The organism is Nitrosospira sp. NRS527 (assembly GCF_018406445.1).
GTDB classification, from domain to species: domain Bacteria; phylum Pseudomonadota; class Gammaproteobacteria; order Burkholderiales; family Nitrosomonadaceae; genus Nitrosospira; species Nitrosospira briensis.
This window is the reverse complement of record NZ_AP024515.1, coordinates 1690614-1712664: the sequence shown is the minus strand read 5'-3', so window position 1 is coordinate 1712664 and position 22051 is coordinate 1690614. Positions and strand designations below refer to the sequence as shown.

Below are 22051 nucleotides of genomic sequence, written 5' to 3'. Positions count from 1 at the left end.
TTCGGAGAATGCCCCTTCACTCCGTGAGCTAATCCAGTTGACCATTAGAAGGTCTTTATCTCCTTGACAAAAATAAGGTCTTCACATATTCTTCACACATTATTCACATATTATTCACAAGTAGTGCAATGGTGCAAGCTTCGTAATTAATCAAACGAGGAGCGGTAAAATGAAAACTGAAAACATGAAACCGGAAAACAGTAAGGATGAAAGCACCGAAAATGATAACATTTTTGAACTGGTCCTGATCTTGATGTTAACCGGATTGATGGGGCTGGTTTCCTGAAGATTGGAATGACCAGCGTACACGGTTCCTACTGCCGTGTCCTGGCTGGCAAAAGGAAGGTGGCGGTACTGGCTTTCCCTGATCAACCCGCTTCGGCGGGTTTTTTATTGTCTGCGGAATCTTGGAACCAAGGCTATAGAATCATGAACGCATCAATGATGGCGCGTTTGAAAGAATTTACCGTAGCATAAGTTATTAACTCACCTTAAACGTCGGACTACCTTCAGCCGTGTCTTGCGGTGATCATAATCCGCGTTGTCGCAATATTCGCATACCCCAGCCATTTCTGCACCTTGGCAATGTCCGCCTGATAATCCAGCGCATTGATGGCCGCGGTCGCGCGTAAGGCGTGAACCCTGATTTCAGGCCAGGCGGGGTGTAGTCAACAGGAAGTTATCCCGCCGCACCAACCGCAAGCCATGTTACATGAACCTGGAGAATCAGAATCTATCCGTGGTCATGTGTCCTCATGACAAGAAGATCGTTCGTTCCTGTTTTCATTCAGGCGTAATAAATACAAATGAATTAATTTTTTAGGCTTTATGTTCGCCGCCGTACATAAAAGAGTAGTTACGCTCACTAAGATGACATCACGTCTCAGTTTTTAATTTTAATAGTGGAGATAAGTTTCCCAAGAGCACTGCCGTCGCTTCACGCGTCAGAATTGGGTGCCGGAGTGGTATCAACGGGAATTCTTTATTTTTTGGATATCAGGAGATAAAAATGCCTACATCAAAAAGTAGTAGTGGTGGTGATAGCAAGCGCGGTTTTGCCTCGATGGACGAAAATAAGCAGCGCGAAATCGCGAGTAAAGGCGGTAAAGCGGCTCACGAAAAGGGAACCGCCCATGAGTTTGATTCCGCAGAAGCGCGCGAAGCCGGTCGAAAAGGGGGCGAAGCCTCGCATGGCGGAAAAAGCGGCTCCGGCAGCCGCTCTTCATCTTCCGGCCGTGGCGGATCCTCCATGCAGCACGCCAAGGCTGGCAGCCAAAGTCATAAATGACCAGCAGCCTGTCGAGCTTGGAGAATCGAAGCGAAAAAGTGACTGGGCAAGGGGAGATTTTGAAGGCCAATAGTTATTCTATTGGCCGAAAAAGTGGCGAAATATGAACCAGCCAGACGCTTTTGCAGCCGATTTCCTTTAAGTCCGACAGGCTGCCAGGTAGATAGAACCGGAGGAAAAAAGGTGAGCTTCAGCTCACCTTTTTTAATTTACTCCGCGAGGTGCTAAAAGCAAGGAAATCGCAGTCGGAGGATTTGCATTTACGTGCATAAAGCTCGGTCCCGGTACCGTTCCTGCCGCAATGCCATTTCCGCCTATGCTTGAGGCACCGGGCAAACGCCGATGTGTCATTTTCTACTTTTGCGGATGATCGGTTCCTTGCTTGCCCCCGAGTTCGGCAGCGAGGTGCGCTTCGCAGGCGCCTTAAGCATCTGTTTGCGCCATGCTTCCATCAAAACCTCTTTCCGTTCGGCTATTTCCGAGCCGATTTCTTCGAGGTCCATTTTCGACTTCTTTGCCTCGGGAAACATTTCATTTTCTTCTTCCTTCACATGATGGTTGACATATTCGCGGAGGACACTGACCGTTGCCTCGTACATGGGGTTGGAAGCTTCCATCGATTGAATTTGGCCGATCAAATCCTTGGCTGATGCGTGCTCAACCATTGCCTCGTTCATCAGGTCGTCGTCGTCGATCGCCTGGCGGGCAGCGGGATAGAATATTTCCTCCTCCAACTGAGCATGTACCGTAAGTTCCTTGCAGATTTGTTCCACCAACTCTTCCTTTCCTTCCTTCTCATTCTTCTTGCACAGTTTCTTGAATTCCTTGAACATTTTTTTTACTTTGGCATGATCGTCGGTCAGCAACCTAATGGCGTCGTGCTTGGGTCCGAGCATGGTGGGGCGTTGTGTCGGGCTTTTTCTTGTAGCGGTACTGTGCGTGGTGGGCATGGTTATCTCCAATATGACAAATATATAATTGGTGGTCGGAAGCAAATCGTCTACTCAAATTCAAACAAATCAGTATTGCTTGTTGGCAGGAAGATAACGCGGGGCTTTCGATCGTTCTGTTCGTTAGCCCACATTTTCGATAATGCCTGCAGCCTGCTCGTGCTGCTGGTTCGTTGAATAGGCCGCCATGATTGGTTGGGCTGATAAGCGACAGGCTCCACCTTATGGCAGGAAGAGAGCAAAGTTATGTGGCGAACAGAGCCAGCTCGATTTTGCTGGTTAGGATAAAGCCATTCTTTGGCTCACGCGGCTTGCTCGCAATTTCATCCGATTGCGGAATAACAAGATGCGAATACCCTAGATGGAGAATTGAAATTTCTGATGAGTCCGACAGACGTGCTCCAGTTTCTGCCACAGCTGCGCATTTGGTTTGTGCGTCAACGTACGGAACACCAAGGCATTCTGAGTAGTATTTCAATTCAGCAATTCCGCTGGCAAAGGAGATGGTTATTATGGAAAATATTCTTATGCTGAAAAAAATGGCCCGATCTGTAGTTTTTGCGGGTATTGTCATCTTTGGTGCTACTGGCGCGGCTCATGCCGCAGGCGCGGGAGACCAGACAGGACAGTATGGCGATATGTCCGGGCATGGCGGGCCGGTGGACAAGAAAGGTTCCTCGGCAGGGCAGTCCGGAGGGCAAGGCGCTGCTTCAGGCCAAGGCAGCGAGAGACCTCGCAGCTCTAACTCGGGCCAAGGCGGATCGGGTCGAGAGGGATCTTCCTCCGGGGGGTCATCCATGGGACAGGGAGCAGGTTCGTCCGGCTCATCGGGCCAGGGAGCGGGTTCTTCCGGGCAATCGGATGGATCAGGAGGGGGCTACTAATTTCTTATAATGGAAGAGTGATTGGGACAGATATGGACCTTTCGCTGGTTCCCGGTGTCTCCAGTTTAGCTGGAGGCGCCGGCTACAGCCTGACCTGCCCTGGCAATAGGTGAATCAGGATATAGCACCGACGGCTTCTGCATGAGCTTGCTAGATTTGGTCCGAGGATGCAGTCTTTGATTTTTGCTTGATTGAAAGGTCCGATGGGCCCATCAATCGATACCGACACAACTTCCAAGGTTGTTGCACGCGGGGGAGACCAGGCAAAACGATGCAACTTGGCCTCCTTCCATCTTCAGCTTCAATACTTTTATTTCAATTTCGCCTGGATTTTCTGGGCATGCTCGAGGTGGGAGACAAACGCGGGGCGTACCTTTACCAGCAAGGCCTTCAACTCCTCGTTCTTGACGTTGGGCACCAGCTTATTGTCAGCCACATCGATTACTTTTTTGTGGAGGTCGATTTCGCCGTCAATGTAGGCTTTGTCGAAATCCTTGCCGCTCAGGCGCTCTAACTTTTCAAGATTCTTCTTGCCATCTTCGTTCAAGCTCTTGCTGATCGGGTTATCCTGGGGCGTCACATTGAGCTTGGCAGCCAATTCCTTCGCTTCCTTATTGACGTCGGTGTGCTCGCCGACCATACGATGGGCGTACGCATGGACGTCTCCGTCAGATGCTTTTTTCTTGGCAAGATTACCGGCATTGATATCAACCTGATTGGCGGTAACTACGATATGGGCAATTTCAGCATCATTCAGGTCACCCTTCTTGTTTGTTTCCGCGTGGACTGCAAACGCGGGAAGCATCAAAGCAATTGTCAACATGAGTAAATTTTTCATCGGTTTCTTCTCCTTAATGTTCGATTTATACGGAATGACTGCCACGTCAATAAAAAGCTGGCTCGACAATAATGAGGGATGCGCCGCGCAAAACTCTGTTCGATAGCAAACATAGGAATCCCACTGTATCTACATGGTTTCTTGTGCTTTTATTGCGGCGGTAATGCAGAATAGCCGGGGCTGTGCGCTATCGCACGGAACTTGCCCTCGCGCTTCATGAAAATCATGGATGTCGCAGCTTTGGCGAAATTAATTTTAATGCAGGAGACATTCATGGAAAAATCCGAAAAAAATAAAGATGATGAATCAAAGGCAGATGAGCCCGTGGATCAACTGCCTGATGAATCGGATGAAGGTATTCCCGTCACCGAAGAAACCCATGGGAATAGAGTCGAAGAGAAGATAGAGAATCGCACCAACAAAAAACAAGAGACGCACGAGGAAGCGAAATCCATCACCGGATCTGAACCGCATCACGATACCAGAAACGAACACCCGGATTCCGGACCTGCTCCTCTCGACCGGTATTAGCCAAGGTCTTCTTGGAAGATAGTCATAGCCCCTGAATTCTGGCGGTTCAAATGAAACGGGCACCAAGCAAGCCTCCCCCTCTCCATGCCAGAGAAGCGACCCTCACGGCTTATCGCAGGCATAAAATGGCTCGTTCCGTGCAGGCTTTTGTCAGGGGCAATACGGCTCATTTTTATGAATGGTTGAGTGGTGCCGAAGGGCGCGCGCTGCCCCAGGGCCCGCCTGTCTGGATAGTGGGCGATTGTCATGTAGGCAATCTGGGTCCGATCGGAAATATCGAAGGCAAAATCGGTTACCTATTGATCAACCACGGCTGAGTTATGGGATTTTTCTTGCGTGAATGGTCGGAAAGGGGCGGCAATTGCTCAGCCAAGGTCGAAAGACCACAGCGCTGGTGGTAACGCCTTCACCTTGAATGCTGGATGTTTGCCTAAAGGCATAAAATTGCCTAAAGGCACAAAAGCACCCTCGTGATTTCGCTCGGCCCATCGGCACTGCTCTGCGCGGTTGCATTCCGCATCGTTGCGCCTTGCTCCGCACTCTAAAAACCGCTCACTCCACCCCCCCGATTGTCAGATTCAGGTTGAAGGGCTGAAGGAAGAACACAACATCCTGATGTCGCTCGAACCCGTCCGGGATCGATCTCATCGGTGCTCCCATGCTGCTGTATGGCATCGACAGGAGCGTCTTCTGCAGTCGGGATCGCTTGGTCTCCTGGTAACTTTCACGCCATCTCGACTATCGATAGGTGTACTTTAGTCCAATTGGACTTTGCCTTGGAATAAGTATGATGCATCCCTATCGTTCGAACCAAATGATCAGTCAGTGAAATTCTGCGTGGTTTTGAATGGCGAAACGATGAATACGCCTAATAGACGAGGTTTCCGCGTTTACGGAATAGAGAACCGATGGATGCAGGTGCGTGGTCGAGGAAGCCAATGGAATAAAGTATTTCCATCCATATGACATATTATTTTAATGAGGACATGATGAGATTGATATCAGTATGCGGGAAGTTTTGCAAGACACTTGTGTTGGCGGGCGTGTTAATGGCGGCGCATCCCGTCTACGCCAGCGTTTACCACGAAGTAGACGATGCAGGGACGACACCCGGTACAGCCGCATACATTTCCTGGGATACGACAACCATATTCGGTGCGATTCACGATGACGATGGTGCAGATGTCTATGGTTTTGAATGGGGAGGCGGGTTCTTTTTTGCGGATACCTTCGGTTCCGATTTCGATACCATGCTGTCGCTTTTTAATGAAGCAGGTAAGTTGCTTGCATTCAACGACGACTTCGACCAACCGCTGTTCTCTCAACTTTCACTAGAACTCGACCCTGGTAACTATTTCCTGGGGATAACGTATTATGACAACAACTACGGGGGAAATATGAGGTACTACGTGGAGGAGGGTATAGAGGGTTCTTATCAAATCCAGAAAAGCATATCACAGCTTATGCCAGCGCCGCTCCTGATTGTAGGAGAGGACGTAGCTAACGTTCCTGAACCTGCAACGCTTGCACTGGTTGCCATCGGAGTTTTGGGCGTCTTACTCAATCGTCGCCGGAAGCATGCCTTATAAGGGTCATGTTTTTGATCACCAGCATGAACTTTGGCGGATGCGAATTTTTCCTGGTGAAGGGTAGAAAGGCGCTTTGATCACACCCTGTAATATCTTACAGGTAGTCAGGGCGCGCTTTTACGGTTAAATTTCTCGCCGCTACAGGCCTGTTATTCAAAAGCGAAGGGTATGCAGATATTCGCTTTATTTCCCCCCGAAGTTTTTGTCTTCGCAAAAATACGGCACCCTCTCAGGCGCCAGTCAGCGATTGCATACTTCAGCATAACTCCAGCTTCACATGATGGGACAGTTGACAGGTTGAGGGACTTGAGCAGCGAATCCCGCTCCTGGCAGCAAGTCCTAGTGCACGCGGAATAATGCCCGCGTTTGCTCCCATCATGTCGATCCGATTCTCCGGAAATTAGAACCATTTCATATAGCACTGGAACGATGACGAAAAAAACGATTCCCCTTTCTCTACATATACGATTGGCCGCGACACTACTGGCAATACCGGCTTTAATGCAAACGGCTTATGGCGAGCAGAATCTTACCTGGGACACCAATGACACGGCCACAGGCACAGGCGGTTCCGGGAACTGGGACACGAGCTCTTCAAATTGGTTCAACGGCACTGACTCTCAGCCATGGCAGAATCCGGCCTTCGACAATGCGATCTTCGGCGGAACGCCGGGCACAGTTACGTTGACTACCTCCGTAAACGTGCACAATATTACCTATGATGCGAGCGACTATGTCATCAATGGCAGCATGCTGATCCTAGGCGGCGATGGCCCCAGCATTATTGTCAGCGGGCCAGTGGCGACGATCAACTCAAATCTTGGCGGAAGCAGCGGCTTTAGGAAGAGTGGCACGGGTACGTTGATCCTGACCGCGGATAATCTGGGCTTTAGCGGCGTGACAATGATCACCGCCGGCACGCTACGCGTGGACAATGCTAATGCTCTCGGTGCCTCGACCGCAGCTTCCGACCTAGTGTTGAACAAGAATTCAACCTTCTTTTTCAATACTAACTTCACGCACGATTTTACGCTGATGGGTGGCACGGTAAGTGTGCAAGGCGGAGAGGACGCCACATGGAACGGCTCTCCGACGCTGACCTTATCGACCATCATGAAATTGAATGGAACAAACGGCACATTATCGGGCAACCTGGCTAATACCGGCGCCCATGTGCTTTCTCTGACAAGGGACGGCATGGGTCGCATGACGTTGTCGGGGAACAATACTTATACGGGTGCGACCACGGTAACCCAGGGCATTCTGCAACTGGGTAGTGCGAATGCGCTCTCGTCCGGCAGCAACCTGGTATTCAACGGCGTGATTGGCACGGGTGGCTCAATTGAACTTACCGGTGCGTCGGGCGATTTTACACGGAATCTTGGCACGGATGCCGGGCAGGTACGATGGGTCGGAGATGGTGGTTTCCAATCCTCCGGATCGAATCGGGTTGTTAATATTGGTGGCGCCGGTACCCCGCTGACGTGGGGGAGCGGCGGTTTTGTGCCTACCGGCAACCGGCTCATCCTGGGTACTTCCGGCAATGCCATGCTTGATTTCCAGAATGGAATAGATCTCGGCAGCGCGCTCCGCACGATTCAGGTCGAGGGTGGCACCAGCAGTGGCCATGCTCGGATCAATGGTGTCTTGTCTGGAGCCGGCGGACTCAATATTGCCGGAAACGGCGCGTCCCTATTGGAATTGACGGCTGCAAACACCTACACGGGCGGCACGGTTTTGACCTCCAGCACGCTATTGGTGAGCTCGGACGAAAATCTCGGTGCTGCATCGGGTACGCTTACCTTCAATGGGGCCACGCTGGTAAACACTGCGGCTTTCTCGACGGGGCGCAGTATAACGCTCAACACAGCCAATGATACCTTCCAGACCGATGCGAATCTGGTTGTCAGCGGGGTAATCAGCGGCGGCGGCAGCCTGAACAAGACCGGATCAGGCGCGCTCATCCTGACCGGTGCCAATACCTATGCGGGGGGTACGACAATTACCGCCGGTACCTTGCAGATCGGCAACGGCGGCACAACCGGCAGTATCTCGGGCGATGTGATGAATAACGCGGTGCTGACCTTCAATCGTTCCGACAACATCAGCTATGGCGGCATAATCTCCGGTACGGGGTCGCTGAATAAAGAGGGAGCCGGTGTGCTGGCATTGACCGGTGACTCAAGCGGTTTTGGTGGACATATGTTCGTCAATGACGGCACACTCGCGATAAGCGGGACGCTGGGCGGAATGCTGGATGTGCTGGCGGGTGGCCGTCTGCAAAGCACAGGCACGACTGGAACAACCATTACAGCCGGTACAATCGCGCCAGGAAACTCGATCGGCACGCTGACTGTTGACGGCAACTACACTCAGCTTCCCGGTTCCACTTATGAGGTGGAGGTTGAGCCGGGCGGCCGCAGCGACCAGATTATCGTCAAGGGGTTGGCGGATATTAAAGGGGGCACGGTTTCCGTTATCCACGCGACCGGCTACTATGCACCTGGCAACCGCTATACTATTCTGACAGCCGACGGTGGCTTGACGGGCCGGTTCGATAGGCTCGCTCAGAATTTACCGCTCATTAATCTCGGCCTGGTCTATGATCCAACTCATGTTTATCTTGATGTGCTCCGGTTTTGCGCTATGGCCGGCACTCGCAATCAGTGTGCCGCCGGGAATGGCGCGGAAAGCCTGGGACCCGGCAATCCGATCTATAGCGCCATTGTTGGCTTACCCGATCAGGAGAGCGTGCGACGGGCATTCAACAATCTCTCCGGCGAAGGTCACGCGAGTGAAAAAGCTGCAATAATCGAGGACAGCCGCTTCGTGCGTGAAGCCGTTTCCGATCGGGTGAGACAGGCTCTCAGCACGGACGCCGCGTTGGCCCAGGAAATGCCGGGTCAGACGCTACAGCGAGATCCGACCACGGGGCGTGCCTTTTGGAGCCGTGCCTTCGGCTCTTTCGGTCATCGCAATGGGGACGGCAATGCCAGCCGTATCGGCCGCAATATCGGCGGAGTCTTCATTGGGGGCGATATGCTGATTGCGGATAAATTTCTCATTGGCATCGCCGGCGGCTACAGCAATGCTTCATATAACGTCAACCAGCTATTGGCGAGCTCTAGCGATAATTATCATATCTCGGTGTATGGCGGTACACAGTGGGGTCCCCTTGGGTTACGCCTTGGCTCGGCATATGCATGGCATGACCTTGAATCCAATCGAAACATCGCCTTTGCCGGCTTCTCCGATCATACCAAGACAAGCTACACTGCACATTCCGCCCAAGTATTTGGCGAAATAGGTTACAGTCTGCCGTTTACCATTATATCGCTTGAGCCATTCGGCAGAATTGCCTATGTCAACCTTGATGCGAATAGTTTTCAGGAACGCGGCGGGCCCGCAGCCCTGCGCAGCAAGAAGGATAACCAAGGCACTGCTTATACGACTGTCGGTCTCAACGCCGCTAAGGTATTCTCGAGTTCCGACAGGATGACCACCACATTGCGCGGCTCGCTCGGCTGGCGCCATGCCTTTGGCGAAATGACGCCGATCTCGAGTTTTGCCCTTCCCGGCGGATCTTCCTTTACCACTGCAGGCGTACCGATCGCGGGCGATGCTGTGGTCATGGTCGCGGGCATGGATGTAAATATTATCAAAGCAGCCACTTTCGGCATTTATTACAACGGGCAGGTATTGCACAATATCGTGGATAACGGCGTCCGTGCGAATCTCAGCTGGAAATTCTGATCGGGTATTGCCGGGTTGGGCTGCGCCAGGCCCTGCTCGTGCTGAGTGGACTGAGTGGAAACGGAAGGATCAGTGTTGCAGTTGATGGCTTTCTTGATTCATAGTGAAGGAGGAAAAGGATAACCATAAAAAATAGTCCTGTCGCAAAGCCAGCGAAGCGGTACTCGACATCACGCGTGTTTATTGCACGTGCGGAAACGAACAGACCAACAAACTGGCTATGCGTGAGTATGAGAAATCTCCCAATTTCTCAAGGGAGACATTCGACTGTGCCCTTGCATCGTCGACATTATAAAACTGCGGGCTACGACCTTCGAGACATGATATGAACTTAAGAGTTAAGAGCATTTTACTTTTTTTTCTCTTGTATGCTCTTATATGATAAGGTAAAAAAACTCTCGCTATCCGCAGGTGAAGCGTGCAGCGCATGAATTCTGTTCTCAACAAGCAATACGATCTATGAGAGGCGCGGTATGAGGAAAATAAGACTGGAAGGCTCAGCTGTCGGTTTTATGCTCGCAATGATAGTCACTGCTGGATTTACCGCCAATGCCGCGTGGGCAGCGCCTGAGAAAGTTCCCGCGTCAGGGTTTGCGTGGAAAGATGGCGCCGAAGTCTATACCAAGATTTGCGCTTATTGTCATGAAGGGGGTCCTGTGGGGCCGCAGATTCGCGGTCGCGAGCTTCCCGCAGCGTATATCCGTACAGTGGTGAGAAGTGGAATCCGGGCGATGCCTGCTTTTCGGGCTGCCGAGATCGACGACGAGTCGCTGGCAAAACTGGCTGAATATATCTCGAAAAACTGAATCGACCGGCGGTCACCGATAAGCGCAGGGAGGCTTAACAATGGACGTTAACAGACGTAATCTTATGAAAGGTGCGCTGACGGGCGGAACACTGCTGGCGTTGGGCATTCCTGCAGGCGCGTTTGCAACCCCCACGAGAAGAGTGGAAAGATTCGGCCTACTGCTGGGAAACACACCCGTGGATGCCGCGTTTGCCGCTGGTTTCCGCTCGGCCGCTCAATACTCTGCTAAGGGTGGTGGAGTGATGGCGGCGGGTGCGGGACAAGGTAACGGCTCACCGCAAGTGGTAAAGCTAAAAGGCGGACTACTCAGCGATTATGAGATAGCGGCACGGTTGCTGGAAAAGTCCCCCGGAACACGTTGGGTTGCCGTGATGGATGACGGCAGCGCAGCGGTCTTCACGGAACTGGTGCGGAATGCCGGCGCCAGGTTGCTCTTGCTGGGCTCGCACGTTTCCTCCGGCCATGACCTTTCGATGCAAGGCATTTTCCCTGATATTCCCAGGCTTCGCCATGTATGGGCGGCGGCCTCGCCTGCGCACAGCGCGGGAGGCATTCTTGCTTCCCAGCTCATTGGGTATCAGGGCAGTTTTTCCATAACAGAGAATTTTTTCTCCGCAGAGCATTCTGCCGCGCAGGTGCAGACCGATAGCGCAACGACAGACGGATTTGCCCCCGGTTTCCTGAGCTATCGGCTTGATGGACCGGATGCGATTCATCTTCATTGCTCCGGCCTCTCGCCCTCCAATGGCTGCGAATCGCTTGGCTGGGGTAGCGCAGGAAGATGGGCGCCTGTTTCGCAGCAGGCTCCTCTGCGTGGAACCGTCATGGGGTCCGGGCACCCGCGCTCCGCAGGCTGGGTGGAATCGGTAGGGTATGCGGTAATGGCTGCGGCGCTGGGTATGGGTGCGCTTCAGGAATCCTGCTCCAGTCGCGCGTTCGTGCATCGGTCAGCTGCGGGAAACCGAGGCGAACGGATTGATGTGGCGAAGTTTACGTCATTCGTAATCGATATTTAGCGTAGCACCGAGGAGAACAGGCTATGGCCAGCAAATATATTGCACTACCCAACGGTGTATCTGAAAATACTTTTGATGCCGCCATAAATGAGTTTCGCGCTGTTCTGGGCGAGGCTTCCGTACTCACCAGCGCGGCGCAACTCGCGCCCTACATCAAGACCATGATGCCGGTGCCGGATGCAGAGCATGCGCCTTCAGCGGCGCTGCTGGCCACGACGGTGGAGCAGATTCAGAAGATTGTAGGCATCTGCAACAGGTATAAAGTGCCCGTATGGACTATCTCAACCGGAAAGAATCTGGGCTATGGCTCTGCCGCGCCGGCCGAGCGTGGCCAGGTCGTGCTCGATCTCAAGGGCATGAACCGTATTCTCGAAGTCGATAAGGATCTGGCTTATGCTCTGGTCGAGCCAGGTGTGACTTACAAGCAGCTCTATGACTACATTGCCGAACGCAAGCTGGGTTTGTGGTTGTCCTTTCCGGCTCCTTCCGCGATTGCGGGACCGGTCGGTAATACGCTGGACCGTGGCGTCGGGTATACGCCCTATGGCGAGCATTTCATGTATGCATGCGGGATGGAGGTGGTTCTTGCCAATGGCGAGGTACTGCGCACGGGGATGGGCTCCATGCCGAATTCCAATACCTGGCAGGTATTCAAGTGGGGTTATGGCCCCTACCTGGACGGTATCTTTACCCAGTCCAATTACGGCATTGTCACCAAGCTCGGCTTCTGGTTGATGCCCGCGCCTCCGGCTTTCAAGCCGTTTGTCATTCAGTACCAGAATGAGGACGATATCGTGGAGATCGTAGAAACGATCCGCCCGCTGCGCATCAATGGTGTGATACCCAACGCCGTGGTCATTGCCCACGCATTGTATGAAGCGCCGGTGAAGGCCCGTCGAAGCGACTATGTAAAAGGACTGGGTTCGATTCCGGATGAGGCGGTGCGCCAGATCACCAAGGATCACAATCTGGGGATATGGAACGTTTATGCCGCCCTCTACGGCACGCCGGAACAGATTGAGGTGAACTGGAAGATCGTGACGCAGGCATTTGGCAAATCCGGCAAGGCAAAAATCCTGACGGAGGAGGAAGCTGCAGCCGACCCTGCATTTGTGTATCGGGCCAAGCTCATGCGGGGAGAAATGACACTCCAGGAATTTTCCTTGTACAACTGGCGCGGGGGTGGTGGCTCCATGTGGTTTGCGCCGGTCTCCCAGGCTCGGGGAAGCGAAACGCTCAAACAGATGGCTTTGACCAAGCAGATTCTTGGCAAGCACGGATTGGACTATTCTGGGGAATTCATTGTCGGTATGCGAGACATGCATCATGTCGTCGATGTCTTGTACGATAAGACAAATCCGGAACAGGTGAAGGCGGCATATCAGTGCTTTGATGAGCTGGTGACGACGTTTTCAGCGCAGGGATATGGAATTTATCGCGTTAACACCGCGTTTATGGACAAGGTGGCTGATACTTATGGTCCGGTGCAGCGCAATGTCAACAAGATTCTCAAAAAAGCCCTGGATCCTAATGGCATCCTTGCGCCGGGGAAATCCGGCATCCGGTAAATGCATGAGTGCCATGGGCCTTTGAGAATCAGGCAGCTCTTCATTTAACTGCGAGCGCGGAACCTGATCAATGCCCTCACACTTCAGGCAGTCATGTAATACGGATAAGGAAGCGCTACGGATGAGAGAGATCAAGGCGGCGACAATTCGACGGAAGGGCGGCCCCTTCAAGGTGGAAACCCTGATGCTGGATGAGCCTCGTCCCGACGAGGTACTTGTCAGAATAGTAGCAACCGGGATGTGCCACACCGATATGGTGGCGCGCGACCAGTTGTATGACGTGCCCATGCCTGTTGTGCTCGGGCATGAAGGCGCAGGCGTAGTGGAGAAAATCGGTACCAGTGTCAAGAAGGTGGCGCCGGGCGATCATGTCGTACTGACCTATATGTGGTGCGGCCATTGCAAGCCCTGCCTACGTGGCGACCTGACCTATTGCCAAAACTTTTACCCGCTGAACTTTGGCGGTGCGCGGGAAGACGGCACTACCTCCACCTATGAAGCGCATGCTCATGGCACGCATGAGCGGGGTGCGCCCATTCACGACCATTTTTTCGGACAATCGTCATTTGGCACTTTTTCCCTTACGCATGAGCGTAACGTGATCAAGGTGCCAAGTAATGCGCCGCTGGAATTGCTCGGCCCGCTCGGTTGCGGCATTCAAACCGGCGCGGGAGCGGTGATGAACTCACTGAAATTGAACCCCGGCAGCAGTTTCGCGGCTTTTGGCGGTGGCGCGGTAGGGCTGAGTGCCATCATGGCGGCGCGCGTGGCGGGAGCCACCACCATTATCGCCGTTGACGTGGTGCCATCGCGCCTGGCGCTGGCCATGGAACTCGGAGCGACCCATGCCGTAAATAGCCGCGAAACAGATCCTGTCGAGGCCGTACGCGAAATTACCGGGGGTGGGGCGGATTTTACGCTGGAGTCGAGCGGTCGACCGGCAGTGCTGCGCCAAGCCATTGATGCGCTGGCTACGCGAGGCACCTGTGGCATTGTGGGAGCACCAGCGCTGGGCACCGAAGCCAGTTTCGATGTGAATGGCGTGATGACAACCGGTAAGCGCATCATCGGAATTATTGAGGGCGACAGCATCCCCGATCTTTTTATTCCCGCGCTTGTCGAGCTATACATGCAGGGGCGCTTCCCCTTCGACAAACTGGTGAAATTCTACACGCTGGACCAGATCAACCAGGCAGCCGAAGACAGCGAGAAGGGCATAACCATCAAACCCATCATCCGTCTGGAATCCTGAACTGTCGCGTCAACGGGCGCTGTTGGTATGAGATCAACGGTTCGCGGCCGCGGAAATGAAACGGCAGCAGCCGTTCAGCCTTCCGCCCAAACCCCGATTCAACTGGGGTTTGGGCGCTTGTCAAACTCAAATTCTTCGGCTTCTTGCTGATGCCCAACCAACCAACATAAACCCTGCAAGCATCATCGCGTAAGTGGCAGGCTCAGGAACCGGAAGCGCAAGAAGATTCACTCGAGCGACGGTGGACGGGTTGAATGCAAGACCCTCGACATTGATAAACAGCTCATTTCCAACGAACCGAACGTCCGATGGTTGCAAACCGAGAGTTGTCATGCTGTTATCGATCTTCGCACCGATGATGTCTCCGGCAGCAGCGCTATCGAAGCGGAATACATAGGTGTTTTCAAAAGCCGATGCAAATCTCGTGAAAGGGGCCGAGTTATGAAAATCCATCGTGATGTGATCACTGGCGATATCGATCGCCACGTCAACGAGATTATGTGCAAACCCGGATTGAACCTCTGTAGCCGGGTTGAAGAGATCGGCTACATCAGGGTATTCGACATCCGAACCGATCACTCTGGCGTTTGCGAAGGACGTGACGACGGGAGTGCTTGACGACGTGGCCTGGGCAAGCGTTTGAAGACTGACCTCCGTACCATTTATTCCCGCATAAGTAGGCATGCTCAGCAGCAGCGCTGCTGTAAGAACAAGTTTCTTCATCTATATCGCTCCGGTTAGTATTATTGACCATCAGAGTTTGCGAGATAAAACGATTCTGCTTGATGCTCGAGTTGGCAGGCTATATCAGTTGCAAGGGCGGCGTAAACTTCGCCAGCGGGAGAAGATGCTGGTGATTGGAATTCTATAGCTGAATCCGCGCATTAGGTAATTTTTTTTCGAGTAAATTGGCAAAATTAGGCGTACCGGGGCATTTGAAGATATCGTATGCTGGCGCGTATTCCGCTTTGCCAGCAATAGCGTCAAGTTTATGTTTTTATGATACAACTGAGCTGATAAAATCAGTACGAAGCAGAAGGATGTTCGCGCGGGTTTATGTAGACATTTCTCGGGATACCCATGAAACTAAAACTTCACACCATTATCTGCAGTACCCGGCCGGGCCGTATCGGGCCGTCCATCGCCAAGTGGTTTCATGAGCTCGCCGTGCAGCACGGAAAGTTCGAAGCAGTGCTGGTCGATCTCGCCGAATTCAATTTGCCGGTTTATGATGAGCCCGAGCATCCCATCCGCCAGAACTACCAGCACGAACATACAAAAAAATGGGCTGCGAGTGTGAATGCAGCCGATGCCTACGTTTTTGTGACGCCGGAATATAATTTTGGGCCGCCACCCTCTCTTTTGAATGCACTGGATTATGTGTACAAGGAGTGGAATTACAAGCCTGCGGCGACTGTCAGCTATGGTGGAATCTCAGGTGGCATGCGGGCGGTGCAGATGGAAAAACTTACCTTCACCACATTAAAAATGATGCCGATACTGGAAGCCGTCGTTGTTCAGAATGCTTCCGGTCATTTTGATGACAACGATAATTTTCTGCCGAGCGATAGTCATAAAACTTCGGGCGTATCATTGCTGAATGAACTGCATAAGTGGGCGGAGGCGCTGAAAACGATGAGGCAATGAACTTTTTCCTCGAAAGGATATTATGATCAACTTCATTAGCTAAATGCCACGAATTGGTGCTTTGCTCGTGTTATCACGCGAGCATCATACATCGCTGGTAGTTGCGCGTGATGTGCGGCGAGCAGCGAATGAGAAAGACGCAGTTGCACTGGTCGGGGCAATTGCCCGTATTGAAGCTCACTGGAAGACTGTGATGGCTGCGCACTTTGATGAGGAGGAGCGATTGATTCGAATTGCGGAGGATACGCTTGAGGCGCAAGCGGTTGCACGTATTCTTGCCGAGCACGCCGAACTGAGGGCGCTTGCCAACGGACCTTGCCCACTTGAGCCAGCCATGCGGTTGCGTAGGTTTGCCGACCTTATCGTAACCCACGTGCGCTTCGAGGAGCGCGTGTTTTTCCCCCAATTGCAGTCGCACCCTTGCATTGCCAATGCTGATGCTTAGGTGGCCCCGGTCTATTCAACTCACCCCATAAGGAGGAGATTCGCATGAGTTATCCTGATTTTTATGAACAGGCTCCGGTTGTTCGTACCCGCGATCCATTCGCCGAGATGTTGGGTGCGGCGCAAGACGGTATGCTTGAATATCATTACGCCGACGCGGTGCGTCTGGCTGGGCATTCCTGCCCTACGGTCGCGGGCGCGTTTCTGATGGGACGAGCGGCGCTGGCTACGCTCTTTCCGGATGAGCCTGCCGAGCGCGGCGCCATTGCCATACATATGCCGGCGCCAGAAAGCGAAGGCACCACCGGCGTGACCGCACAAGTGCTGACTTTGCTTACCGGGGCCGCCTCGGACAATGGTTTTCACGGTATCCAGGGGCGCTTCAGACGCAAGGGATTACTCAGCTTTGCTGAACGTAGAGAGGGTGAAGCCATCAACTTCAAACGGCTTGACACCGGAGCTGCCGTTACGGTAAGTCTGGACGTTTCTCCTGTGCCGGGCGATCCTGCCCAGGGCGCGCGCATGGCTGCCATTCTGTATGGCAACGCAGACGATGCGCAGCGGGCCGCCTTTGCCAATGCCTGGCAAGATCGTGTGCGGCGGTTGCTGCTTGAGTTTGCCGACGATCCAAGAGTGATACGCATCACCCCTGTGCAATAGCAAGGTAAAAATCTGTATTTTCGAAGATGCCCGCGGTTTCCGGCGGGACATCCGGTTTCAGTTCGTCAGCCCTGCGTTGACAGTGAAGTCATTGTTGAATATCTTCCGCACCGCTGCGCTTTCGAGCAACGTCTCGCGGCTGGCGAGCCAATGGTCGACGGCGGTGTCCCCATAGCGATTACGCACGCGATCAGGCGTAAGGAATGTATTATATTTCCCCCAGTGCAGGGTGAAGGGAATACCTGCTGCATCAAGGGCTTCCCAGACCTTATTGTAGAATGCACGGGTTTCCGGGGTGCTCACCGCATCCATCTCCAGGACTGCCGTGGTGTCGAAGCGGGTGAATCCGAGCAGGGCCCGTGTGCCTTTGACAAAACGGTGCGAGAGTATCAGCGGCAGGACGACGTTTGCTTCTTTGTATATCCTGAAAGCGATTTCCATTGCCTCGATCGCACGGGAGACAGGCATGCCGACACCGCAGCCGAGGGTCTTGCCCAAAGTCTTCTCGCCTCGGAAGAGATCGCGAATGATCGCCTTTTTGAAATAAGGCGAGAACTCCGCCTCTACCTGGCTGTTGAGCAATGGCAGGGCCAGTTTATTCAGCGGGCTGGGAATTTTCCCGACCAGCGCGCCCATAATGTCAAGGCCGGAGGCGCCCAGGCCGGGCTCGCCGGCATTCCATTCCGGCGGCGTGTAATGATCCGGATCATAGGCCGATTCGTACATTACGAGAACGATGGCTTCGGCAGGGGGCGTGCCCTCGTTGGGGTTGAAGAATATTTCAAAATGGTAGGGTTTGTCTCTGGGCACGGCGTTGGCTACCGCCGGCAGGGGAATCAGAGTCGGGTCGCAGGCGGCGATCGCGGCTTTGAGCGTGGCGTCGTACGGATGCCGGAACCGGACGGCATTCAGAATGAAAAGCGCACGCGTCTCGATCATGATGCCGTGAATAATGCCGAAAGAGCCCAGGCTCACCAGCGCAGCATTGAAAAGCGTATCGTCCTGTATGAAATTGGCGCCTATGCTCTGCGCAAAGTCAGGTTGCATCACAGGATATGACTTCCGCTCCAGATAGACATGCTTGTTCGGTCCGGTGATAAGGTGCAACCCGACGACCATCTCCTGCATCGCGCCAAAGTTGTAGGCGCCACCATGGGTTCCCGTCGAGACCGCGCCGGCGACGGTCTGGCCGTTGTTTGAGCCGCAACCTTTGATCGACAAGCCGCTGGCAAAGAGATATTCGTTCAGCGCGGCAACCGAGTTGCCGCATTCGACGAAGCGCAGTTTCGCGGCATCGCCCGCATACCCCGAATCGGTCAGCGCATGCGGGACCTCGAACGCCAGCCGCAACGCTGTGTTGTCGATCAGGCGGCCATTCGTCACGGCGACGGTGCTCAGCGACCACAGGCTGCCGTGCGCGCGCAGAGATTTGCCATCCCGAATGCAAGCCTGGATGATGCCCTGCAATTCCTTTGTCGCTTCGTTGTAAGTATCGAAGGGCGGTTTGTCGCCCCGATCGATGCGGAAGACATATTCTCCCTCGAGCGTCTGCCTGAAAGAGTCATGCCGTCCGGTTTCCAGGATGGTGGGCCGGAAGAAGATTCGTCCATTCGAGCTGTTTTCGTGTTGTCCGTTGGGCATGTTCTTGCTTCCTTATTGGTCTGGCAGCCTGTCGGACTTAAAGGAAATCGGCTGCAAAAGCATCTGGCTGGTTCATATTTCGCCGCTTTTTCGGTCAATAGAATGACTATTGGCCTCAAAATCCTCAAAGTCTGTCCTCATCCGGTTACTTTTTCGCTGCGATTCTTCACGTCCGACAGGCTGCTGATACTTATCAAGAAACATTACGTATTTTTTTTCGGGGTACAGGAAGCGTGCCCGGCCTTGTGGGCGGCGCTTTGCAGCGAAATCGCACCTCCGTCGGCATCCAGAGACCCAGAGTGACAACACCGGCAAGATCATGCGCCAGGGTACGGTAGATTACAACATCGTTGATACCTTGGCCGTGGCATTCGGCGGCAAAAACCTGCGGGTCGAGCATCAATCCCCAAAAATACGCGTGCATGGTCTTTTTTTGGTAAGCCGCAGTCTGGCCTTCAGGCTTTATAGGGTCGGAATCCGGCACGCTGACCTGAAAACTGGCGCAACCGGACAGGAAAAGAAGACTCATGCAGGCAGCGGTGCACCAGGCGCGAAATTCCTTCCATGTGTTGGATTTTCTCATGCTTGCGGTTCGCATCACCGCTCTCCTTATCGCATAGTTTGCGGCGCATTCCGACCCGAAGGCCTGGTTGTGGTGGTATAACCTTGTTGTTTTGGTATCTCGCCGTTTACCGTATAGACCGGACAAGGCTGCTGATAGGCGGGTGCCGCCAGGGATCGTGTTGACGTGATCTTGACCAAGCGCCGTGCTGGTGCGCCCGTCGTGGTTCCTACTGCCGCGGTTTCCCCAGCCAAATCAGGCGGAGCGCAAGCGACATAACCATTAAATTTGTGAAGAGGCGTGTCCCGCGGCATATAGCTGCCGGGATACTGGAACCCATGCATGTTGTTGTAGCCCGAACTACCGCCCATCGGTGGCATGGGCAACACCACGACCGGCCCGCCAAGTGAAGATCGATCAAGGCGCTGATCCTGTTTATGCGACGCCCCCAGAGGCACAAGGGGGTTATTCATCACCAGGGGATAAATAAAGGGGCTCTCCTGCGCCATCTCCGCAGGGGCGCTGGCTGCAGCGTTCGGGGTTGCAGCCTCCCATTCCTGTGCTGGCGCCTGGCCGGAATATGCCAGACCGAATATGAAGAGCACTACAGGAAGTTTGATCACGGATATCTCAAGAAAGTATGGGGTATCGAAGCCGGAACCCGGTTGAATCATTATAAACCGGACCGTCCCGGCAGCTTTTATTTATAGCAGCCGCGCGCCAAAAATCAATTTTCATTGTAGCTGAGTCGATTTTACTCCGGTTGAAAACAGTTCCACAGGCGCTTCTTATGGCAAACCGAGTACCGTAATATAGCGGTTTTCCATTCTCTACCTCTTAATATAGAAACCTCTTGACAACGGCTAGTAACGCTGTATAATTCGCTTCCATATTGTGGATTTCCGTGCACGATCACTAAAAGTAAAAGCCTCGCTACAGCGAGGCTCACATCCACCCGCCTAGCGCGGGTTTTTTATCGACCGCTTTTAAGCGGCTTTTTTTTGCCTGCTCACAAGGTCAATAATATTGAAGAAATTCTTGTACGGCGTAACGTGCCATTGCTAATGGACGCCAACGCCCTATGAAACAGGGCCTGCGCTTACGCAGTATTCTCCAGCAAACCCGCCTCGTGCGGGTTTTTTATTGCCCGCTCTCAACAGCTTTTATAGGCGAACGTAAATGATCAGTAGTCCAGCGATTATAGCAATCGTCCTCGCAATTTTTGTCGCTCTTGCCTTTAGTGGCGGATTCGCAGTCAGCAACTGGCGGTCTGCATCGGAGATACAGCGGCTCAACTCCAGTAATGCCGTGCTGTCGGCAGCAAACGAAAAATGCGCTACAGATATTCAATCCGTGCGTAGCGCAATGGATGCGCTGGCGGCAGCCTCAGCCATGCGAGATAAAAACGCGGCGGTTGCAATGCGACGTGCAGCGTCGGTTGCAGCGAAACACACAAACCGTGCAAAAAAGATAACGGCTCTTCCGCCGGTAGCATTGGAATATCAATGTGAGGTGTTAACTCGCGAGCAAATAGAGTACGTAAAAAGCCGCCGCCAAAATAACTAGATTGGCAAGCTGCGTTGCTCACCGTTGCATAGGTCGACTATGCGCCTCCTCGCGCCTTGCCTGATGTCAATCGGGATTGACGTCATGTTGTCTGTCGACGTTGCATGGATTAATTATTCGCCTCCTCACGCCATCAAAACCAGATGGTTTTTAACCTTATTCGTTCAGGTATGCCCATATGGAATTTACGACGCGTTATGCCCGCCTTGCATTGGTATCGGTATTTTTCACGCTGCTGGCTGGTTGCGCTGGCAAGCCGGTAATTCAGACGCAGGTAATCGAAAAACAAATTGCTGTGCCGTGCCTGGTGGAAACCCCATCTGAATGCAAGTCAGCCTATGCGATTGATCGTACCTCGGTAAAAGACGATGCAGTCACCATCAACAGGGCGCTGCGTGCTGAAATCGAGGAGAGATGGGCATGTGAGGTCAAATTACTCGCAGCCATGAAAGGCTGCAACAAAGAGACGAAAAAAGAGGGTGCGATGAGCGCTGAAAAAGCCGGATCATGAGTGAATTTGAACGTGAAGTGCTTTCAATGAAAGCGGCGAAGAATCAAGCAGGCGCGACAGTACCCGGAAGAAAAAAAGGGGCCTCGACAATAAAAACACCTGAATTGCTGGACGCGATTTTTGCCGGTATTTCGCTTGGCAAATCGGCCCGGGCAATGTGTGTGGAAGTCGGTATCAGTCAACGCGTCTTATGGAACTGGTTGGCGTGCGATGAAGATCTCATGCGGCAATATCTGCGCGCGAAAGAACTTTGTGTGGATGCTTATGCTGAAGAAATCATCGAAATTTCCGACGACGGATCAAAGGATACTTATATCGATGAGAAGGGCAAGCAAGTGATAGATCGAGAGGTCATCGCACGCGCCCAATTGCGCATCGACGCGCGCAAATGGTATGCCGCAAGACTGGCGCCAAGAAAATATGGCGACAAACCACCGGTAACGCACGAGGCGGGGGATACAAAAAGACAGGCGATGCAAAGCGTCGAGGTGGCTTTTGTCTCTACAACCGATGCCGGCAAACAGGTCATATAAAAATATATGG

The 22051-nt window shown here is 53.1% G+C and carries 23 protein-coding genes; 16 read left to right on the top strand and 7 right to left on the bottom strand.

What is annotated here, in order from left to right; translation table 11 throughout:
- Positions 1-509: 509 nt before the first annotated feature.
- Positions 510-605, bottom strand: a complete 96-nt coding sequence (locus KJS40_RS15280) for a hypothetical protein (protein WP_244859775.1) — start codon at positions 603-605, stop codon at positions 510-512.
- Between the two features lie 404 nt (positions 606-1009).
- Here KJS40_RS15280 and KJS40_RS07655 point away from each other — a divergent pair, with 404 nt between their 5' ends.
- Positions 1010-1288, top strand: coding sequence for a KGG domain-containing protein (locus KJS40_RS07655; RefSeq protein ID WP_213536975.1), 279 nt, complete (start codon positions 1010-1012; stop codon positions 1286-1288).
- A gap of 347 nt (positions 1289-1635) precedes the next feature.
- Here KJS40_RS07655 and KJS40_RS07650 read toward each other — a convergent pair whose 3' ends face one another.
- Positions 1636-2238 (bottom strand): hemerythrin domain-containing protein, encoded by a 603-nt coding sequence (locus KJS40_RS07650; RefSeq protein WP_213536974.1) that lies wholly within the window; start codon positions 2236-2238, stop codon positions 1636-1638.
- 512 nt (positions 2239-2750) lie between these two features.
- Between KJS40_RS07650 and KJS40_RS07645 the strand changes: the two genes are divergently transcribed.
- Complete coding sequence (locus tag KJS40_RS07645) at positions 2751-3122, top strand: hypothetical protein (protein WP_213536973.1); 372 nt, start codon at positions 2751-2753, stop codon at positions 3120-3122.
- 310 nt (positions 3123-3432) lie between these two features.
- On the opposite strand, the gene KJS40_RS07640 is transcribed toward KJS40_RS07645, so the two are convergent.
- Entirely contained in the window at positions 3433-3960 is a 528-nt protein-coding gene (locus tag KJS40_RS07640; protein WP_213536972.1) for a DUF4142 domain-containing protein, read from the bottom strand.
- 216 nt (positions 3961-4176) lie between these two features.
- On the opposite strand from KJS40_RS07640, the gene KJS40_RS07635 reads away from it, so the two are divergent.
- From KJS40_RS07635 to KJS40_RS07600, 8 genes are all read left to right on the top strand, one after another.
- A complete protein-coding gene (locus KJS40_RS07635) occupies positions 4177-4491 on the top strand; it encodes a hypothetical protein (RefSeq protein WP_213536971.1) in 315 nt (104 codons plus the stop codon).
- A 50-nt stretch (positions 4492-4541) separates the two neighbouring features.
- Positions 4542-4808, top strand: a complete 267-nt coding sequence (locus KJS40_RS07630; RefSeq protein ID WP_053111327.1) for a DUF2252 family protein — start codon at positions 4542-4544, stop codon at positions 4806-4808.
- A 645-nt stretch (positions 4809-5453) separates the two neighbouring features.
- Positions 5454-6080 (top strand): DVUA0089 family protein, encoded by a 627-nt coding sequence (locus tag KJS40_RS07625; RefSeq protein ID WP_213536970.1) that lies wholly within the window; start codon positions 5454-5456, stop codon positions 6078-6080.
- A 429-nt stretch (positions 6081-6509) separates the two neighbouring features.
- Positions 6510-9833 (top strand): autotransporter domain-containing protein, encoded by a 3324-nt coding sequence (locus KJS40_RS07620; RefSeq protein WP_213536969.1) that lies wholly within the window; start codon positions 6510-6512, stop codon positions 9831-9833.
- Between the two features lie 473 nt (positions 9834-10306).
- Positions 10307-10639 carry a cytochrome c gene (locus KJS40_RS07615; RefSeq protein ID WP_213536968.1) on the top strand — a complete coding sequence of 111 codons (333 nt, stop codon included), beginning with the start codon at positions 10307-10309 and terminating at the stop codon, positions 10637-10639.
- A 40-nt stretch (positions 10640-10679) separates the two neighbouring features.
- Positions 10680-11657, top strand: a complete 978-nt coding sequence (locus tag KJS40_RS07610) for a hypothetical protein (RefSeq protein WP_213536967.1) — start codon at positions 10680-10682, stop codon at positions 11655-11657.
- A gap of 23 nt (positions 11658-11680) precedes the next feature.
- Positions 11681-13225, top strand: a complete 1545-nt coding sequence (locus tag KJS40_RS07605) for an FAD-binding oxidoreductase (protein ID WP_213536966.1) — start codon at positions 11681-11683, stop codon at positions 13223-13225.
- 121 nt (positions 13226-13346) lie between these two features.
- A complete protein-coding gene (locus KJS40_RS07600; protein WP_213539771.1) occupies positions 13347-14477 on the top strand; it encodes an NAD(P)-dependent alcohol dehydrogenase in 1131 nt (376 codons plus the stop codon).
- A gap of 126 nt (positions 14478-14603) precedes the next feature.
- Here the strand turns inward: KJS40_RS07600 and KJS40_RS07595 are convergent, their stop codons facing one another.
- Positions 14604-15200 carry a PEP-CTERM sorting domain-containing protein gene (locus KJS40_RS07595; protein WP_213536965.1) on the bottom strand — a complete coding sequence of 199 codons (597 nt, stop codon included), beginning with the start codon at positions 15198-15200 and terminating at the stop codon, positions 14604-14606.
- A gap of 357 nt (positions 15201-15557) precedes the next feature.
- Here KJS40_RS07595 and KJS40_RS07590 point away from each other — a divergent pair, with 357 nt between their 5' ends.
- From KJS40_RS07590 to KJS40_RS07580, 3 genes are read left to right on the top strand one after another with little or no spacing between them, the layout of a single operon-like run.
- Entirely contained in the window at positions 15558-16124 is a 567-nt protein-coding gene (locus KJS40_RS07590) for an NAD(P)H-dependent oxidoreductase (RefSeq protein WP_025039883.1), read from the top strand.
- A 43-nt stretch (positions 16125-16167) separates the two neighbouring features.
- Positions 16168-16569, top strand: a complete 402-nt coding sequence (locus tag KJS40_RS07585; RefSeq protein WP_213536964.1) for a hemerythrin domain-containing protein — start codon at positions 16168-16170, stop codon at positions 16567-16569.
- A 44-nt stretch (positions 16570-16613) separates the two neighbouring features.
- Positions 16614-17228, top strand: a complete 615-nt coding sequence (locus KJS40_RS07580; RefSeq protein WP_025039881.1) for a hypothetical protein — start codon at positions 16614-16616, stop codon at positions 17226-17228.
- A gap of 57 nt (positions 17229-17285) precedes the next feature.
- On the opposite strand, the gene KJS40_RS07575 is transcribed toward KJS40_RS07580, so the two are convergent.
- The 3 genes from KJS40_RS07575 to KJS40_RS07565 form a co-directional block, all read right to left on the bottom strand.
- Positions 17286-18869 carry an FAD-binding protein gene (locus tag KJS40_RS07575; protein ID WP_213536963.1) on the bottom strand — a complete coding sequence of 528 codons (1584 nt, stop codon included), beginning with the start codon at positions 18867-18869 and terminating at the stop codon, positions 17286-17288.
- Positions 18870-19062: 193 nt separating this feature from the next.
- Positions 19063-19467, bottom strand: coding sequence for a hypothetical protein (locus KJS40_RS07570; protein WP_213536962.1), 405 nt, complete (start codon positions 19465-19467; stop codon positions 19063-19065).
- An 11-nt stretch (positions 19468-19478) separates the two neighbouring features.
- The gene (locus KJS40_RS07565; RefSeq protein ID WP_213536961.1) at positions 19479-20054 is read right to left on the bottom strand and encodes a hypothetical protein; all 576 of its coding nucleotides are present in this window, start codon (positions 20052-20054) and stop codon (positions 19479-19481) included.
- A 556-nt stretch (positions 20055-20610) separates the two neighbouring features.
- Between KJS40_RS07565 and KJS40_RS07560 the strand changes: the two genes are divergently transcribed.
- The 3 genes from KJS40_RS07560 (at position 20611) to KJS40_RS07550 (ending at position 22041) form a co-directional block, all read left to right on the top strand.
- Positions 20611-20997, top strand: a complete 387-nt coding sequence (locus KJS40_RS07560) for a hypothetical protein (protein WP_213536960.1) — start codon at positions 20611-20613, stop codon at positions 20995-20997.
- Positions 20998-21175: 178 nt separating this feature from the next.
- Complete coding sequence (locus KJS40_RS07555) at positions 21176-21508, top strand: hypothetical protein (protein ID WP_213536959.1); 333 nt, start codon at positions 21176-21178, stop codon at positions 21506-21508.
- The gene (locus KJS40_RS07550) at positions 21505-22041 is read left to right on the top strand and encodes a hypothetical protein (protein WP_244859488.1); all 537 of its coding nucleotides are present in this window, start codon (positions 21505-21507) and stop codon (positions 22039-22041) included. The genes KJS40_RS07555 and KJS40_RS07550 overlap by 4 nt, the downstream gene beginning before the upstream one ends.
- Positions 22042-22051 lie beyond the last annotated feature (10 nt).

Coding starts and splice junctions, on each gene's coding strand:
- KJS40_RS07655 (WP_213536975.1), top strand. CDS start 1,010: ATGCCTACATCAAAAAGTAGTAGTGGTGGTGATAGCAAGCGCGGTTTT.
- KJS40_RS07650 (WP_213536974.1), bottom strand. CDS start 2,238: ATGCCCACCACGCACAGTACCGCTACAAGAAAAAGCCCGACACAACGC.
- KJS40_RS07645 (WP_213536973.1), top strand. CDS start 2,751: ATGGAAAATATTCTTATGCTGAAAAAAATGGCCCGATCTGTAGTTTTT.
- KJS40_RS07640 (WP_213536972.1), bottom strand. CDS start 3,960: ATGAAAAATTTACTCATGTTGACAATTGCTTTGATGCTTCCCGCGTTT.
- KJS40_RS07635 (WP_213536971.1), top strand. CDS start 4,177: ATGAAAATCATGGATGTCGCAGCTTTGGCGAAATTAATTTTAATGCAG.
- KJS40_RS07630 (WP_053111327.1), top strand. CDS start 4,542: ATGAAACGGGCACCAAGCAAGCCTCCCCCTCTCCATGCCAGAGAAGCG.
- KJS40_RS07625 (WP_213536970.1), top strand. CDS start 5,454: ATGACATATTATTTTAATGAGGACATGATGAGATTGATATCAGTATGC.
- KJS40_RS07620 (WP_213536969.1), top strand. CDS start 6,510: ATGACGAAAAAAACGATTCCCCTTTCTCTACATATACGATTGGCCGCG.
- KJS40_RS07615 (WP_213536968.1), top strand. CDS start 10,307: ATGAGGAAAATAAGACTGGAAGGCTCAGCTGTCGGTTTTATGCTCGCA.
- KJS40_RS07610 (WP_213536967.1), top strand. CDS start 10,680: ATGGACGTTAACAGACGTAATCTTATGAAAGGTGCGCTGACGGGCGGA.
- KJS40_RS07605 (WP_213536966.1), top strand. CDS start 11,681: ATGGCCAGCAAATATATTGCACTACCCAACGGTGTATCTGAAAATACT.
- KJS40_RS07600 (WP_213539771.1), top strand. CDS start 13,347: ATGAGAGAGATCAAGGCGGCGACAATTCGACGGAAGGGCGGCCCCTTC.
- KJS40_RS07595 (WP_213536965.1), bottom strand. CDS start 15,200: ATGAAGAAACTTGTTCTTACAGCAGCGCTGCTGCTGAGCATGCCTACT.
- KJS40_RS07590 (WP_025039883.1), top strand. CDS start 15,558: ATGAAACTAAAACTTCACACCATTATCTGCAGTACCCGGCCGGGCCGT.
- KJS40_RS07585 (WP_213536964.1), top strand. CDS start 16,168: ATGCCACGAATTGGTGCTTTGCTCGTGTTATCACGCGAGCATCATACA.
- KJS40_RS07580 (WP_025039881.1), top strand. CDS start 16,614: ATGAGTTATCCTGATTTTTATGAACAGGCTCCGGTTGTTCGTACCCGC.
- KJS40_RS07575 (WP_213536963.1), bottom strand. CDS start 18,869: ATGCCCAACGGACAACACGAAAACAGCTCGAATGGACGAATCTTCTTC.
- KJS40_RS07570 (WP_213536962.1), bottom strand. CDS start 19,467: ATGCGAACCGCAAGCATGAGAAAATCCAACACATGGAAGGAATTTCGC.
- KJS40_RS07560 (WP_213536960.1), top strand. CDS start 20,611: ATGATCAGTAGTCCAGCGATTATAGCAATCGTCCTCGCAATTTTTGTC.
- KJS40_RS07555 (WP_213536959.1), top strand. CDS start 21,176: ATGGAATTTACGACGCGTTATGCCCGCCTTGCATTGGTATCGGTATTT.
- KJS40_RS07550 (WP_244859488.1), top strand. CDS start 21,505: ATGAGTGAATTTGAACGTGAAGTGCTTTCAATGAAAGCGGCGAAGAAT.